This is a genomic window from Halioxenophilus aromaticivorans (assembly GCF_042850945.1).
GTDB classification, from domain to species: Bacteria; Pseudomonadota; Gammaproteobacteria; order Pseudomonadales; family Cellvibrionaceae; genus Halioxenophilus; species Halioxenophilus aromaticivorans.
The window spans coordinates 3582363-3597604 of the sequence record NZ_AP031496.1 but is presented as its reverse complement, the minus strand read 5'-3'; the positions used below and the strand labels follow the sequence as shown (position 1 = coordinate 3597604).

Genomic DNA, 15242 nt, shown 5'->3' with positions numbered 1-15242 from the left:
ATAAATTAAAAAAAGATGGAGAGAGCTATTTTAAATTTGCCAAGGCAATCGCGGCCTGGCCTAGGGCAATGCCACCATCGTTGCTCGGAATGTTACCAGCAATGTGGCAATGAAGGTTGTTACTGTCTAGCCTTTGGATAATCATTTCGCTCAGTAGACGATTGTGCGCAACGCCACCGCTTAACATGACCGTTTGCACCCGGTGTTGTTGAGCCAGTTGGGTGGTGGAGCGTGTGACTGCCTGGGCCAGTGTTAAATGAAATAGCCACGCCAGCTGTGGCAGGTTACTGTGGGTTTTTAAGCGCTGCAGTATTTCTGGCCAAAACCGTTGCCAAGATATTTCCATTAGACCCGAGGTATTAAGAATGTCGAATGGCAGGCTGCGCTCGCTTCCAGTTGGGCGGTATTCTTCGGCCAGTGTTTGCAGTTGTGTGGCAGCTTGGCCTTCGTAGGTTTGCTGCTCTCGGCATAGGTTAAGCAAAGCGGCCACGGCATCAAATAATCGCCCGGCAGAAGAACTGGCTGGGCTATTTAATTGTTGTGCCGCCATTTTTTGTAAAATGGCAATGGGCTTGTCTGATAAAAATTCGGTAATACTGAGTTCTTTATAACCCTTGGCCAATGTTTGCCAAACCCCACTGGCAAAAAGGTGGGCCAGGGTGTTGCGCCAGGGTTCACGCATGGCCACATTGCCCCCCAACATACTGACCGGTTGCAGGCGGGCTACTCGTAGGGATTTTTGGTAATTGGCCAGCAGTATTTCCCCGCCCCAAAAAGAGCCGTCGTCACCGAAACCCAGGCCGTCCAAGGCGATGCCTAATAACGGTTCACTGTTGGCCGGAAGGCCGGCGTCTATCATGGCTGCGGCGATATGAGCGTGGTGGTGCTGCACCGCAAAGGTGTCGAGGTTTTTTTCTGCGGCTTGCTGTACACCAAATGCAGCGGATAAATAATTGGGGTGTTTATCGGTGGCGATAATATCCGGTTGTGATTGAAACAACTGCGCCAGTAATTCAATGGTGTGGCGAAAATCCAACTGCGCGCTAGGGTTTTCAAGATCGCCAATGTGTTGGCTCAGCAACGCGTGGCCATCTTTGGCAAAACAAACGGTGTTTTTTAAATCTGCACCCAAGGCTAAAACGGTTTTGGGGGCGTTAAAACCCGGCGGTAATTTTATGGGTTGTGGGGCGAAGCCGCGGGCGCGGCGCATAACGGTTTGTTTACCGCCCATAATTTGTACCACCGAGTCGTCCAAGCGGTTAATAATGTCGCGGTTATGCAGCAAAAAATAATCGGCAATATCGGCCAGCCGTTCAAGGGCCTCTTGGTTGCCAATGCACTGGGGTTCGTCGCTGCGATTGCCGGAGGTCAACACAATGGGGCTGTTCAGTTTGCGCAGTAACCAGTGATGTAAGGGCGAGTAGGGCAGCATAAAGCCCAATTGGTTTTGGTTGGGGGCAACGCCTAGCGCCAGCGCGGTATTAGCCGGTTGTATTTGTGGCAATAAAACAATGGGCGCGGCGGGGCTTGCTATCGCTTGGCTGTGTTGTGGGCTCAGCTCGGCGTATTGGCGAATTTGTGCTTCGTCCCTGGCCATTAATGCCAGCGGTTTGCCGTAGCGTTGTTTACGCGCACGCAGCTTATCCACCGCTTGGCTGTTGCAAGCATCCACCGCTAAATGAATTCCGCCTATGCCTTTAATGGCAACAATATAACCTTGCTGAATGAGCTGTGCTGCACGATCTATGGCGTGGTGGTTAGTGTTGCCACTATTATCCTCAATACCGTCGCCAATTCCGTCACCCATTTTATTGCCCAGGTTATCCTCCAGCCACAACTGCGGGCCGCATTGGGCACAGGCGTTGGGTTGGGCGTGAAAGCGTCTATCGGCGGGGTTGCTGTATTCACTTTGGCAACTGGGGCACTGGGTAAACGCCGCCATGCTGGTGTTGGCGCGGTCGTAGGGAATGCGTTTAATAATCGAAAAACGCGGCCCGCAGTGGGTGCAGTTGGTAAAGGGGTAGCCATAGCGGCGATTGGCTGGGTCGAACACCTCACTCAAACACGCAGGGCAGGTGGCGGCATCGGCCACCACGCCGGTGGCAGCTTGGCTGTGTTTGCTGGCCACAATGCTAAAGCCGGCAGGTGGCGAAAGTTGGCTTAACGGGCTGCGGGTAATGCTATCAACCACCGCCAGTGGCGGCGCTTCGCTTTTTAGCCGCTGGGCAAAGGTGTCCAGCGTAGCCTGGCTTGCCCAGGCGTGAATCAGTACGCCTTGGCCGTCGTTATTAACATCGCCGGTAATGTTTAATTGCGCGGCCAGTTGCCACACAAACGGCCTAAAGCCCACGCCCTGCACGGTGCCCGTTACGCGAATAACCTCGGCCTGGCTCATCAGTGCACCGTGCACACCATGCAGGGGTCAAACGAGCGCACAATGTGTTGTACGGCCACTGGGTTTTTCTTTTCTTGGCCTATTTCGCTGGGCCTTAAGGGTGTGTTCTCCAGGGCCAGCTCTAGTGCGCCGGGTTGGCCTTGGCTATCTCGCGGGGAAAAGTTCCAGGTGGTGGGGGCGACGATTTGGTAGTTGGCAATTTTGCCGCGTTTAACGGTAAGCCAATGCCCCAGGCTGCCGCGGGCGGCTTCCATCATGCCGAAGCCTTGGGCCTCATTAGGTAATACAAACTCGGCGCAAAAGGGCTCTTTGGGGCGCAATTGCTTGGCCCACTTTTCCATGGCAATGACCACCTGGGCCAGCTCCACCAAACGAGCAATGACCCGGTTGCGTACATTGCCACCGCTGTTGTTGACCAAATCTAAAAATAACGGGTGGCTGTTAACCACTTGCCGCGCCAGGGCGCCCACCTCCACCGGCTGGCCATCTAGTCGCGGCGCCTTGCACCAGCTGTAGGCGTTTTCGTTATCCAAAGAGGGCAGGGTTTCACCGTTAAACGGGTGTTGGGCCTGGGCATTGTAATGGGCCCAGGTGTGGCTGATATCCTCGGCAATGGCGGATTGATTCAGCGTGCTGTGCTGCTGGCTTGTGCCATCGTATATACCGGGGCCAAATAGGGCTTGGCCCTGGTTGTGGTAAACACCATAGCTCATAAATCGGTCGTAGGCGCGGCCTAGTGTGTGCAGATCTTGTTGCTCGGCGATATGCAAAAAGTGGCAAAAATCGCTGTGGGTGGGGCTAAATTGGTTGCGCCAACGATGCAGCGCTTGTTCGCTTTCTAGGCTGGTGATGGATTCCAGGCTATCGCCAAACAGGGTGGCTTCTAAAAACTGGCGGAAACCGTACAGCGTGGCCACGACACGGGCTTTTTCACCGGATTCGATGGCGCGGCTGGTGCCGCCGGGTTGTAAGGCGAGGCTGTGGGGCCATTTACCGGCCAGTAAGCCCATTAGATGCAAAAACTCGGCGCGGGCGGGTAGCACGTGTTTGCTGGCGCTGCCGGTGACGGCTTTAAAGCGCGCAACGGCTTGCTCATACCAGGGCTCCTCGCGATAGCTATCGCGGGCAAAATCCGGCATAAAAAATAGATAAAAGTGAGTTAGATGATCGGTAAGGTTTTCGTTGGCCAGTATTAAATTGGTGGCCAGTTCGCCGTTGGGCTCCGGCTGTAGGCCGGTGAGCGCGGCCAGGGCTTGGGCGGCGGCCACGGATTGCGACACCGAGCAAATGCCGCAAATACGCGGCACGTACACCAGTGAATCCAAGGGCGATTTGCCTTGCAGAATTTGTTCGTAGCCACGGTACAGTGGCGATACAACCCAGGCTTTATCAACGGTGGCGGTGTTTATTTCGAGTTGTACTTCTAAATCACCCTCAACCCGGTTAAACGGGCCAACCACCCGGCGGCTTTTGTTAGTCACGTTTATTTTTACTCGGTTCTGGCGGCAGTTCTATGTGATCAATTAAGGCGTTGTGTTTTAACCGCTGCGGTGTGGCGGCTTTGGCTAGGGAGGATAACGCAACAAACCAGGCTTTGGGCATATCGGTGGGTAAGCCCACCGGAATACCGGCAATTTTCGGGGTTTGGGTAAAACTGTGGCCGGGTTCGTGAAATTTAGGCGCGGTGCAATTAATACACGGATAGCCGCCGCGCAAACACGAGCCCGAGCCATTCCACAGCCGGGTATTGCAATCGGCGTGGGCTTGGGTGCCCAGGCAACCCATGTGTTCCATCATGCAGCCCAGGTCCGAGGGTTTTTCGGCGCTGGCTTTGTATTCGTAATATTCGTTGCGCGGGCAACCGTGATGCACCAAGTGATCGGTGTAGCTGCGTGGCCGGTAGTACTTGTCCAGTTCGGTTTCGTTCATATCCCCCAGCGCAATTTGGGTGAGGGTATCGCTGATCCAATTGGGGTGGGTGGGGCAGCCGGCAATGTTGATAACGGGCAGGCCGCCTTGCGCGGTAAAGGCCTCGCCCAACAGGCCGCCGGGTTTGCTCTCGTAGTATTGCAAGCCGCAGGCTTCACTGGGGTTACCTCCGGCGGCGGTAATACCGCCGTAGGCGGCACAGTTGCCCACGGCAACCACGTGCTGCGCTACCTGGCATAGTTCTGCTAACCAATCTCGCATGGGACGGTTGGTGCCGGCCAATTTGTGAAAGGCGCCGGTGCCGTTGGGGCCTTGAATAACCGAACCTTCCAAACACAAAATGCTGAGTTCGGTTTGGCCACTAATGCAGGACTCCAACAGGCCAATAAAATCGCTGTCGCAGTCTTCGCTTAACGACGGGTGCCACAACAAATTAATGCCGGCGGCTGCAAGGCTTGTGATTAAATCCGGCGACTCTGCGTTTAACCACGACATGGAACAGCCGCCGCAACCACCGGATTGGAGCCACAGTAAATTCAGCATGTTAGTGGTTACCTATCATCGTGGATGTTGCCATCTTGGTGAATGGGCAGGGTTAGGGTAAAGCAGGCGCCGCTGGTGCCTTCGTCGTTGTGGGCGGATAAGTCGCCGCCCAAATCCTGCGCTAAGCCGTAGCTGATGTACAGCCCCAGGCCGGTGCCTTGGCCCACTGGTTTGCTGGTAAAAAAAGGCTCAAAAATATGCGGTAAATCGTTGTTGGCAATGCCCGGGCCGTTGTCGATCACGTGCAGTACAAAGGTGGTGTCGATGATTTCGTGCACAATGGTGAGCTTGGGGTTGGCTTGGCCCTCCATGGCATCCAGGGCATTTTGAAACAAGTTCACCAGTATTTGGTGCACCTGGCCCTTGCGGGTATCCAGCTCAAACTGCGTTGGCAGATTGTAGTCCACCGCTGGCTGTACGCGGCTGGCGCGAATCACCCATTCTACGGCTTTATACACCACCGAGGTTAGATCGGTGCTTTCCACGGCTTCGCGCTGGCCGCCGGAATAACGCCGTAAATCTTGCACAATTTCGCTGACCCGCTCGGCGCCTTCTAAGGTGCCATCAATAAGTGGCCCCATATCGTTGAGAATTCGGTCGATTTTTAGCTCTTGCTGAATGGCTGCCAGTTCTGGCCCTATGGCCAATTCATTTACCCGTTCCAGGTATCGGGTAACGCGGTCACTGTAGCGTTTTAGCGCGTGCATGTTGCCAAACACAAAACTGATGGGGTTATTTAATTCGTGGGCAACGCCGGCAACCAATCGGCCCAAGGAAGCCATTTTTTCGGAGTGCACGAGTTGCTGTTGGGTTTGTTTGAGTTGATCGTAGGCCCGGCGCAGTTCGCCTACCGGTCGGCCAATGAGCACCATGCCTACCACGCCGCCATCGTGGTCGTAGCGTGGCGAGCAGTTGAGGGCCAGCGGGGTGGTGGAGTTATCCGCGCAGCGCACACTAACTTCGATATCGATAACCAGTTCGCGCTGTAAAGCCTGGGCGAAGCGGGCCACCTGCTCAGCGCACTCAGCGCTAAAAACCGAGCTGAGAGGTTGATTGAGAAAGGCTTGTTCCGGTTTGCCGGTAAGGGCCACCAACGCCGAGTTTACTTGTTCGATATTGCCGGCGGTATCGCAGGCCAGCAGCACATCCGTCATGGCTGACAGTACGCTGGAGATAAACTGCTGGGCTTGTTCTAGCTCCGAGTTTTTATCCTCCAACTCAACCTGGTGTTGCACCAGATCGGCGTAGACGGATTCCATTTTGTGGATGACTTCCACCCAGGCGGTTTCCGTATTATCACCGTACTGGCTTGGGCTGAGTTGCTCCGAGCCGATGATTAATTGATTTTTGCCGCTGGCCGAACGCTCGCTCATGAATCAGCAGCCTCGGTGTTGATGCCAGGAATATCCAAACCGGATAAGTCTAATTTTTCTAATCCGTAGCGATCCAGTTTGTTGCGAAGCCCCACGCGGGATAACCCCAATTCGTTGGCGGCCCGGCTTTTATTCCAGCGGTGGCGAATTAAAGTTTCTTTTAATATGCGGGCTTCCAGCGCTTCTACTCGATCTTTCAGTGTGCCGTTTAGGCCGGCCAGGCTTTCCATGACAGGGGCTTCTTCTTTTGGGGCTGCGCGCAGCACCCGGGCGCTGAGTAAATCGGCGGTAAGTTCGTTACCTTGGCAAGTTACCAGCATGTGGCTGACTTCGTTTTGCAACTCACGTACGTTACCAGGCCAGCGGTACTCTTGCATGCAGGCCAGGGCTTCGCCATTAAAGCCAGACACGGTTTTTCCCAGGCTGCGAATGGTGTGATTGAGCAGGGCGGTGGCCAATGCTGGGATATCTTCGCGCCGTTCGCGCAAGGGCGGAATAATCACATTAACGGTGGCCAGCCGGTAATACAAATCCTCGCGAAAGCGACCGGCGGCGACTTCCTCTTCCAAGTCTTTGTTGGTGGCGGCAATAATACGCACGTCAACCTTGCGCGTGCGCGAGCTGCCCAGCGGGCGAATTTCGCCTTCTTGTAATACCCGCAACAGTTTTACCTGGAAGGCTGGCGAAACCTCACCGATCTCATCCAAAAAAACAGTGCCGCCGTTGGCGCGCTCAAAAATACCCACGCGGTCTTCTACTGCGCCAGTAAAGGCACCACGCTTGTAGCCGAACAGTTCGCTTTCGAGCAGTTCATCGGGTAGGGCGCCGCAGTTTTCCACCACGAAGGGCTTGTCCCAGCGCAGGCTGTTGTAATGCACCGCGCGGGCGGCCAGCTCTTTACCGGTGCCGGATTCGCCCATAATCAATACCGAGACATCGAACGGAGCCACTTGGCGAATGTGTTCGCATACGCCGTTCATTGGGCTGGCGTCGGTGCGCACAATACCGTCGTCTTCTTGGTAGGTTTTACGCAGCTGTTGTTTTTTATTGCTAACGGCGGCGTCCACCTGGCCGGGAATCATTTTAAGCTCGATGGACAGCGCTTCGTTTTGGCGCTGCAATTCAAACAAACGCGTGGCGTTTTTCAGCGTTAGAATGAGGTTATCGGGCTGCCAAGGTTTGGTGATGTATTGGTAAATGCCGGCATCGTTGACGGCACTGATGATATCGGCAGAGTCGGTGTAGCCGGAGATAATCATACGGATGACTTCTGGCCACTGATCGCGCACCTGTTTTAAAAACTCCACCCCGGTGAGTTCTGGCATACGTTGGTCACACAGGATTATTTGCACCCACTCTTGCTCCAGTATTTGCGTGGCATCGGCAATGGTGGCGGCGGTTTTTACGTCGAAGTCGTCGTCTAATATCCGTTGCAACGTCTCTAGGCCGCGAACCTCGTCATCGACGATGAGCACTGTGGGAAGAGTGGCGGTCATTTATGTACCTATTGTGGTTCGTTTGTTTTTGCTTCTGGTACGAAAACGGCGTCCTTGCCGTTGGTTCGATTAACATATTCTTGGCAGTTGCTCGCCGGCTAACCAGTCGACGATTCGGTTGCCGCCAAAGGCGGTTTCCATCTGCACAAAGTGGTGTGGATCTTCTATTACCTCACCAATTATGGCGGCGTCACTCCCCAGGGGGTGCTGGCGCATCACAGCCAGTAGCTGTTGTGCCTGCTTTGCTGGGCAAATGCAAATTAGCTTGCCCTCATTTGCGACGTATAGTGGGTCTAGCCCCAGGAGTTCGCAGGCGGCGTGCACCGCAGGCTTTATGGGGATGGCCTGTTCTTTCAGTTTAATGCCTACGCCGGATTGTTGCGCGAGTTCGTTCAGGGTGGTGGCTAGGCCGCCTCGGGTGGGGTCTCGCAGGCAGTGAATATCGGCCTCGGTTGCCAGCATATCGGCGATTAGCCCATTGAGTGCGGCGCTGTCCGATTCGATGGTGGTTTCAAACTCCAGGTTTTCGCGGCTGGACATAATCGCCACCCCGTGGTCGCCCATGGACCCACTGACGATGACCACATCGCCGGCCTGGGCGCGCTCGCCGGAGATCTGCCGCCGGCTATCCACCACGCCAACCCCTGCAGTGTTGATAAACACGCCATCACCTTTGCCTTTTTCCACCACTTTGGTGTCGCCGGTGATAATCTGCACGCCGGCGGCCGTTGCCGCTTGGGCCATGCTGGCGACGATGGTGTTCAAATCGGCCAGGGGAAAGCCTTCTTCTAAAATAAACCCGGCGGACAGGTACAGCGGCCGTGCACCGGACATGGCCAGGTCATTCACCGTGCCGTGTACCGCCAGGGAGCCGATATTGCCGCCGGGGAAAAACAGCGGCGAAATCACATGGCTGTCGGTACTCATCACCAGTTGCTCACCCGGTGACGGAAATACGGTGCCATCATTGCCCTGGGCCAACAGTGGGTTATCCAGGTGTTTAACAAACAGCTGTTCAATCAATTGGGCGCTGGCGCGGCCGCCACTGCCGTGGGACATATCTACTTTGCCGGTGCGCAGGTTGAGCTTACCCGGAAAACGATTTGCCGCCGTCATGCGCAATTTACCTCGGTGCTGTGGGTGTCGCGGAAACGGCCGTAGCTCCAGTAGGCGGCACAGGCGCCCTCGGAGGACACCATGCAAGAGCCCATGGGGTTTTCTGGTGTGCAGGCCTTGCCAAACAAGGAACAATCGGTGGGTTTTTTCACCCCGCGCAGAATGCTGGGGCATTCACAGGCTTTGTGATCGCTGGCGATGACGTAGGCGCTGTCGCGCAGGCAGGCAAAGCGTTGCTCGGCGTCGAATTGGCTGAATTCCGGGCGGATTTTTAAAGCGCTGTTGGCAATAAAACCCAGCCCACGCCACTCAAAACTATCGCGTAGGGTCATTACCTCATCCACTAAAGCGCAGGCTTTGCGATTGCCCTCGGGGGTCACTACCCGCGAGTATTCGTTTTCCACCTCGGCGCGATTTTGGTTGATTTGGTTAATCACCATCAACGTGGCTTGCATAACATCGAGCGGTTCAAAACCTGCGATGACCACCGGCTTGCCATAGGTTTGGGGCACAAACTCGTAGGGTTTGCTGCCGATGATGGAACTAACATGGGAGGGCCCCAAAAAGCCATCGATCTGTACTTGGTCGCCCTGGGCCACTTCTGGGGATTCCAGCAGGCCGGTCATGGCGGCGGGTGTTAATACGTGGTTGCAAAACACACTAAAGTTTTCGATGTTTTGCGCCTGGGCTTGTTTGATGGCCACCGCCGTGGGTGGCGTGGTGGTTTCGAAACCGATGGCAAAAAATACCACCTGCCGCTGGGGATTGTTGCGCGCAATGTTTAATGCATCCTGGGTGGAGTACACCATGCGCACGTCGCCGCCGGCGGCTTTTAGTTTTAATAAACTTTCTTGGCCGCTGGCCGGTACCCGCATCATATCGGCGTAGGTACACAAAATAACGTCTTCGGTTTTCATTAACTGAATGGCCATGTCAATGCGGCCCATGGGCAGCACACACACCGGGCAGCCAGGGCCGTGAATGTACTGCACATTGGCCGGCATTAAATCTTGTACACCGTAGCGAAAAATCGCGTGGGTGTGGCCGCCGCAAAATTCCATGATGTGATAGCTGCGTTCCGGGTTTACGGCAGCGGCAATTTTTTTGGCTATGTGTTTGGCGACATCTTGCTGCCGATATTCGTCGATAAATTTCATGCTCTGTCGCCTTCAACCGTTGTTGTTTCAGGGGCCATTTCAGCGTCCATTTCAGCAAAAATGGCCAACGTTTTTTCGGCTTCTTCTGGGTCGAGTTTTTCCAGGGCGTAACCGACGTGGATCAGCACAAAGTCTCCGGGGTTGACGTCTTCTACTAACGCCAAGGACACGGTTTTTTTAACCTCGCCCACGGCCACGCTGGCGTTATCGGTGTCACGGTCGATGCTGATTACCTCAGCAGGAATGGCTAAACACATGGGTTGTTCCTCACACGCCGAGGCCGGCCAATTGTTGGCTGGCGGTTAACCAGTGATACCACTGTTGTAGACCTTCACCACTGGTGGCCGATACTTGCAGTACTTTAATTTTGGGGTTTACCCGCCGGGCGTTGGCAATGCATAACTCAACGTCGAAGTTTAGGTGCGGCAGTAAATCCACCTTATTGAGCAGCATAATATCCGCGGCGTAGAACATATCTGGGTATTTGAGTGGTTTGTCTTCGCCTTCGGTGACCGACAAAATGGCCACCTTGTGTGCCTCGCCCAAATCAAAGCTGGCCGGGCATACTAGGTTGCCCACGTTTTCGATAAACACCACGCTGCTATCTTCTGGGGCTAGGGTTTCCAAGGCGTGACCCACCATATGGCCATCCAGGTGGCAGCCTTTGCCGGTGTTGATTTGAATGGCCTTTACACCGGTGGCACGGATGCGCTCGGCGTCATTAATGGTTTGCTGATCGCCTTCAATGACCGACATGGCCAACGAATCTTTTAAATCGTTGATGGTGCGGGTGAGTAGGGTGGTTTTACCCGAGCCGGGGCTGGACACCAAATTCAGCGCTAGAATATTGTGCTCGGCAAACCAGTTGCGGTTAGCACTGGCGTACTGGTTATTCTTGGACAGGATATCCTGTTCAATTTGCACCATGCGCTCTTGGCTCATGCCGGGGGCGTGGGCGTGGGCAGGGCCGGTGCCATAGTGCAACAAGCCGGTGTCGTGGTTGTGAGAATGGCCGTGGTGATGGTGGTCATGATTGTGGTTGTGATCATGGCCATGGTTATGGCTGTGATTAGGCTCATGGCTGTTTTTGGGCTCATGGCTGTGACCTTCAATCTGCGTTTCGCCTTCCGCACATCCGCATACGGTACACATTATTCTACCTCCAGTTCTTTTATTTTCATTTCTTCGCCGCCGGTTACCTGTAGCTGGTAACTGCTGCACTGCGGGCAGGCGTCGAAACGTTGGCTAACTTCTACGGTGTCGGCACACTGCATACACCACGCGGTGCCGGGTACGTTAATAATGTTTAGTGTTGCGTTGCTGGCCAGGGAGCCTTTTGTAACGATATCAAAGTTAAATTCCAGAGCCGATTGTTCAACACCGGCCAGGGCGCCAATTTCCAGCCACACGCTTTTAACGGTGGTAAAGCCCTGGGCCTTAGCGCTGTCTTCCAGTATTTGCAAAATGCCCTCGCAAAGGCTCAATTCATGCATGGGTTGAAACTCCAGTAGCAACTCCGTGATGCGTGCTAACCGAGTAGGCCACGCAGGGGTCTAATAGCTCTATAAATAACTGTGCTTGCAATTTTAGGGCGTTTGGGCTGCCTTGCAATTGTCCAAGCGCGGCTTTTACTACGCCCATGGGATGAAAGTTCCATTCGGTTGGCGCCAAAATTCGATAGTCTGTCACCGTGTTGTTTTGGCATTGCACGCTATGGAATAGCTGGCCACGGGCAGCGACGGCGTGCCCTAATTGCCAAGTGGGCGATTGCTCGCCGGCAGGCTTCGAATGGACGTAGCGGAACCAGCGCAATAGGTTAGCGGCTAGGTTTGCCACTTCGGTGAGCATGGCTATGGCCCGGGTGAGTAAGCCGGTACCAAAGTGCTGTTGGCACTGTTCAAGCAAGGGGCTTTGATTGCGGGTTAACGGAGTGCTCTCGCAGCTTTGGTTGAGCCACGTTGGCTGAGCGATAAACTCGTCCTGGGCCATGAGTTGTTGCAATTCTTTTTGCTGTGCCGGGGTTAATTCTGGCAGCGGTGAGTAGCCTCCATCGCCCGAGCTTTGCCACTGCTTATCAGAGATGGCATTCAGTAGTTGGCTAGCGGAGGTATCGGTATCCTTCTGCCAGCGGCTAAGCTCGGATAAATCGGTGATTGCCAGCCACTGTTCGCAGCTACTGCCAAACACCTGCAAGTCAACCAGGGCCTTTAATTGTTTCATACAGACGCTATCAACTTGCAATGCACCCTTGGCATTCATGGTGAACAGTTGGTTGTTGGGGTTCAGTTGTGCGTCCAATGCTCGTTGCAAGCGAAAAACCTCAGCGAGTATTGGTTGTTTGGCTTTGCTACCCAAAAGCTGCGGCCACTGCAGAAATATCCGCCACAAATGCTCGCGCAAGCTTTCTACGTCCACGGCAATTTGGCGCTGACGCTGCACGCAGGCTTCGGCGTTTTGATTTAGGGCGCACTCAAAACCGCGAACACTGGCGCATGCCTGGGCCTTGCTGCAAACGGAAAATAGCATGGGCAAAAGGCGCAGGGTTTCGTCCACCGATTTACCAATAAAATAATTGGCCGCCAATACTGGGCGGTCAGAGTGCAGTTGTACAGTATTGCCCTGAGAATTGCCCTGAGAGCTGGGCGCGATGTTGATGGTCAGTGCCGCGGTTTGTTGCATCATTTACGACCACCCAAAAACAGTTGTCGACGGCTGAGTGTTTTTTGTTCTAAAGGTGTTTGGGGGTCTGCGTTCTTTAAGGTGCTTTCTGTGCTTTCTGTGCTTTCTGTGCTTTCTGTCGTTTCTGATAAGCGGCCATTGTCTTGAGCTTGGTCTTTACCTTGTTCTTGCCCTTGTTCTCGGTGTGCTTCCGCATCTTGTGCATCGCCGAGTTCATGCAAACTCTGTTCGTTGCCGGCATCCAGTTCTTCCAGGTTTTCGACTTTCATCAATTCTTTTAACACTGCGGCAGCGGTGTCCAGTGCAGCGGTTTGATCGGTAAAATCGAACATGGGTGAAAACAGCGAGCAGCTTTGAAAAAAGCCCAGTTCATCCTCGTGGCCATTGATAAACTCGTAAGGCCCAGAGGGAAAAACATGGGTTTGCTTTTTACCGAGTTTGAGCTCGGCAAACTGTTGGCAGGTTTCCGCCGTGGCGGGCGCCAGCATTAAGTTCATAAACCAAGGTGTGATCATTACCCCTAAAAAGTAATCCTGCCACGGGGTAAAGTGGTCAGCATTCACTTGCAGCGCCGGGTTCAACACTGGCACGCCTTGCATGCGCGTTTTTTCAATGTGGCTAAAAGTTGCCACCAAACGCGTTTGCCAGTCGGCCAGGGTGAGGGTTTTCAGCGCAGTTTCGGTCATTACGCGTCAACTACCATAAAATCATTTTTGTTGCCGTCGCACTCGGGGCAGGTCCAATGCTCTGGCAATTGCGAGAAGGGGGTGCCGGCGGGAATGTGCCAGTAGTCATCGCCTTGCTCGGGCTTGTACACGTACCAACAGATTTTGCACTCCAAGTGGCTTGCATCGGCTATCTTGCTGTTGTCGCCGCCGTAGGAGCCTTCAAAGGCGATATCTTCTCTCATTGGTAAATCTCCAGAATCTCGTACAGGCGAGTGGTGCTGTCACTGATGTCTTCCGCTGCGGCGCAGGCCACTTCTGGCACGGTGCTGATTTCCAATGAATTTAAAATGTTTTTATCCTGGGAATTGAAATACTGCACCCACCAAACATTTTGCGTGTTGGTACTGGTTACCCGGCAATTGCCGTAACCACGGGACAACACCGTACATTTACCCTGGCCCAGGCAGTTGGCCAAAAAGCCGAGGTCTTCCTCGGTTTGTGGCAGCAGTGTTAAATTGATGGTGTGTTCTTCACCGGTGGTTTGAAAGGTTTCGATTTTCTCGTTGATTTCTGCCACCAACGACGGAGCGTTGAGTACGCCAGGTGGTAGGTTATCCAAATCGGCGTTGATGGAGGCTTGGGCCCCGGTAAAAGACACTTGTTTCACCATGGCTGGGATTGGGCCGACTTCGAGGCGGTCGTTCACAATCTGCCCATTGCTGGCCAGGGTTTGAATACGCCAAATGCCCGCTAATACCGATTCTTGAATGCGATGCTCCTGGTGGCTACCAAATAAGATACTGACCTCCCCCTCGCCGCAGACTTGGTCGACCAGGTCTTTGTTATGGGCGTCCATATCAGATAGGTCAATTTGGATGTTATTGCCTTCAACGGAATAGTTGCGCATTAAACGCTGCAATTGATTTAACCGCGCAACCGCCGGCTGCAGATGCGTTACGGCTTCAGGCTCTGGCAACAGCGGGGCGTCGTAGGTATCCATGCCTGAGGGTAATTGCAGAATATCCAGTTCGGCGCCATCGACTTCCGCTGGTTGGCTGCCGGGGCCGGTGAGCCCGGCGCTGGTTGAGCCACTCATGGCATCGGTAAAAATTATGGAATTATCGTTATCGCTCACGGGGTTGCTCCTGGCGTCGGGTTAAAGGTTAACGGTGGCAATGGTGGCCGATAAATCTTTGGCGAACATTTGGTTTATTTTTTCTAGGTAGTCGTCCCAGTTTTGGATTCCGGTAATCGCGCCCAGGTATTGGCCTTCTTTAAAAAAGGCGAGGGCAGGCCAGGCGGTAAAATTAAACTCTTTTTGCAAGGCAATTTCACAACTTTGGGCCACCAATGCGCCGGCCAAGCCGTCGTATTCTTTAATAATTTCCGGCAGTGCCATGGCCACGTCGTTGCTCTCAGGGTATTTTTTGGGGTCGGCACAGAAGAACAGCACCGCGCGGGGCGACTGCTTAATAAAATCGGTGACGGTATCGGCGTCTACCACGGGAATTGCCGTTCTGGCGATCATGTTTTCAACAATAGGCGATGGCATGGTGGCTCCTAATTTAGTGTTCATTTGCGTCTGGCTGCTGGGGCCATAAGAAATCTGGTAGCTGTGGTTCGCGATCTATCAGGTCGGCAAAAAGATGGTCTACGGACTGCCCAGCCATGGCGTTGTGCAAGGCTTGCAGTGCGTTTTGCACCTCTTTGGCTCGCTCGGCACTGATCACCTCGCGGGCGCTGTTTAAAAACGTCATCAGCCAAGCCCCTTCTGGCTGGGGACCCACCAGTTGGGTATCGATTTGCACGCAGCTACCATCGGCTTGGCGGCAGATGGCATGGTGCGGGTGACTGGCGATCACTTGCATGGGAATGCCAAGGCACAT

General features: G+C 54.1%; 16 protein-coding genes. All 16 read right to left on the bottom strand.

The genetic code is table 11. The features are described 5' to 3' along the window. Positions 1–25: 25 nt before the first annotated feature. Positions 26–2395 (bottom strand): carbamoyltransferase HypF, encoded by a 2370-nt coding sequence (gene hypF, locus ACGHM3_RS15540; protein WP_345427826.1) that lies wholly within the window; start codon positions 2393–2395, stop codon positions 26–28. Beyond that, positions 2395–3876 carry a nickel-dependent hydrogenase large subunit gene (locus tag ACGHM3_RS15535; protein ID WP_345427825.1) on the bottom strand — a complete coding sequence of 494 codons (1482 nt, stop codon included), beginning with the start codon at positions 3874–3876 and terminating at the stop codon, positions 2395–2397. The genes hypF and ACGHM3_RS15535 overlap by 1 nt, the downstream gene beginning before the upstream one ends. Next, positions 3869–4867 (bottom strand): hypothetical protein, encoded by a 999-nt coding sequence (locus ACGHM3_RS15530; protein WP_345427824.1) that lies wholly within the window; start codon positions 4865–4867, stop codon positions 3869–3871. Before ACGHM3_RS15530 ends, ACGHM3_RS15535 begins: the two co-directional genes overlap by 8 nt. A gap of 8 nt (positions 4868–4875) precedes the next feature. Beyond that, on the bottom strand, positions 4876–6240 hold the full coding sequence (locus ACGHM3_RS15525) for an ATP-binding protein (protein ID WP_345427823.1): 1365 nt from the start codon (positions 6238–6240) through the stop codon (positions 4876–4878). Continuing rightward, on the bottom strand, positions 6237–7736 hold the full coding sequence (locus ACGHM3_RS15520) for a sigma-54 dependent transcriptional regulator (protein ID WP_345427822.1): 1500 nt from the start codon (positions 7734–7736) through the stop codon (positions 6237–6239). Before ACGHM3_RS15520 ends, ACGHM3_RS15525 begins: the two co-directional genes overlap by 4 nt. Positions 7737–7805: 69 nt before the next feature. Beyond that, the gene (hypE, locus tag ACGHM3_RS15515; protein ID WP_345427821.1) at positions 7806–8852 is read right to left on the bottom strand and encodes a hydrogenase expression/formation protein HypE; all 1047 of its coding nucleotides are present in this window, start codon (positions 8850–8852) and stop codon (positions 7806–7808) included. After that, positions 8849–10009 carry a hydrogenase formation protein HypD gene (gene hypD / locus ACGHM3_RS15510; RefSeq protein ID WP_345427820.1) on the bottom strand — a complete coding sequence of 387 codons (1161 nt, stop codon included), beginning with the start codon at positions 10007–10009 and terminating at the stop codon, positions 8849–8851. Before hypD ends, hypE begins: the two co-directional genes overlap by 4 nt. After that, complete coding sequence (locus ACGHM3_RS15505) at positions 10006–10266, bottom strand: HypC/HybG/HupF family hydrogenase formation chaperone (protein ID WP_345427819.1); 261 nt, start codon at positions 10264–10266, stop codon at positions 10006–10008. The genes hypD and ACGHM3_RS15505 overlap by 4 nt, the downstream gene beginning before the upstream one ends. Before the next feature lie 10 nt (positions 10267–10276). Then, entirely contained in the window at positions 10277–11161 is an 885-nt protein-coding gene (gene hypB, locus ACGHM3_RS15500) for a hydrogenase nickel incorporation protein HypB (RefSeq protein WP_345427818.1), read from the bottom strand. After that, a complete protein-coding gene (hypA, locus tag ACGHM3_RS15495; RefSeq protein WP_345427817.1) occupies positions 11161–11502 on the bottom strand; it encodes a hydrogenase maturation nickel metallochaperone HypA in 342 nt (113 codons plus the stop codon). Before hypA ends, hypB begins: the two co-directional genes overlap by 1 nt. Then, positions 11495–12691 (bottom strand): nickel-dependent hydrogenase large subunit, encoded by a 1197-nt coding sequence (locus ACGHM3_RS15490; protein ID WP_345427816.1) that lies wholly within the window; start codon positions 12689–12691, stop codon positions 11495–11497. The genes hypA and ACGHM3_RS15490 overlap by 8 nt, the downstream gene beginning before the upstream one ends. After that, positions 12688–13374, bottom strand: coding sequence for a [NiFe]-hydrogenase assembly chaperone HybE (gene hybE / locus ACGHM3_RS15485; RefSeq protein WP_345427815.1), 687 nt, complete (start codon positions 13372–13374; stop codon positions 12688–12690). Before hybE ends, ACGHM3_RS15490 begins: the two co-directional genes overlap by 4 nt. Next, entirely contained in the window at positions 13374–13598 is a 225-nt protein-coding gene (locus tag ACGHM3_RS15480) for a rubredoxin (RefSeq protein ID WP_345427813.1), read from the bottom strand. Before ACGHM3_RS15480 ends, hybE begins: the two co-directional genes overlap by 1 nt. Beyond that, positions 13595–14491 (bottom strand): hydrogenase expression/formation protein, encoded by an 897-nt coding sequence (locus tag ACGHM3_RS15475; protein ID WP_345427812.1) that lies wholly within the window; start codon positions 14489–14491, stop codon positions 13595–13597. The genes ACGHM3_RS15480 and ACGHM3_RS15475 overlap by 4 nt, the downstream gene beginning before the upstream one ends. Before the next feature lie 21 nt (positions 14492–14512). After that, positions 14513–14932 (bottom strand): hypothetical protein, encoded by a 420-nt coding sequence (locus ACGHM3_RS15470; protein WP_345427811.1) that lies wholly within the window; start codon positions 14930–14932, stop codon positions 14513–14515. After that, a complete protein-coding gene (locus tag ACGHM3_RS15465) occupies positions 14922–15242 on the bottom strand; it encodes a HypC/HybG/HupF family hydrogenase formation chaperone (protein ID WP_345427810.1) in 321 nt (106 codons plus the stop codon). The genes ACGHM3_RS15470 and ACGHM3_RS15465 overlap by 11 nt, the downstream gene beginning before the upstream one ends.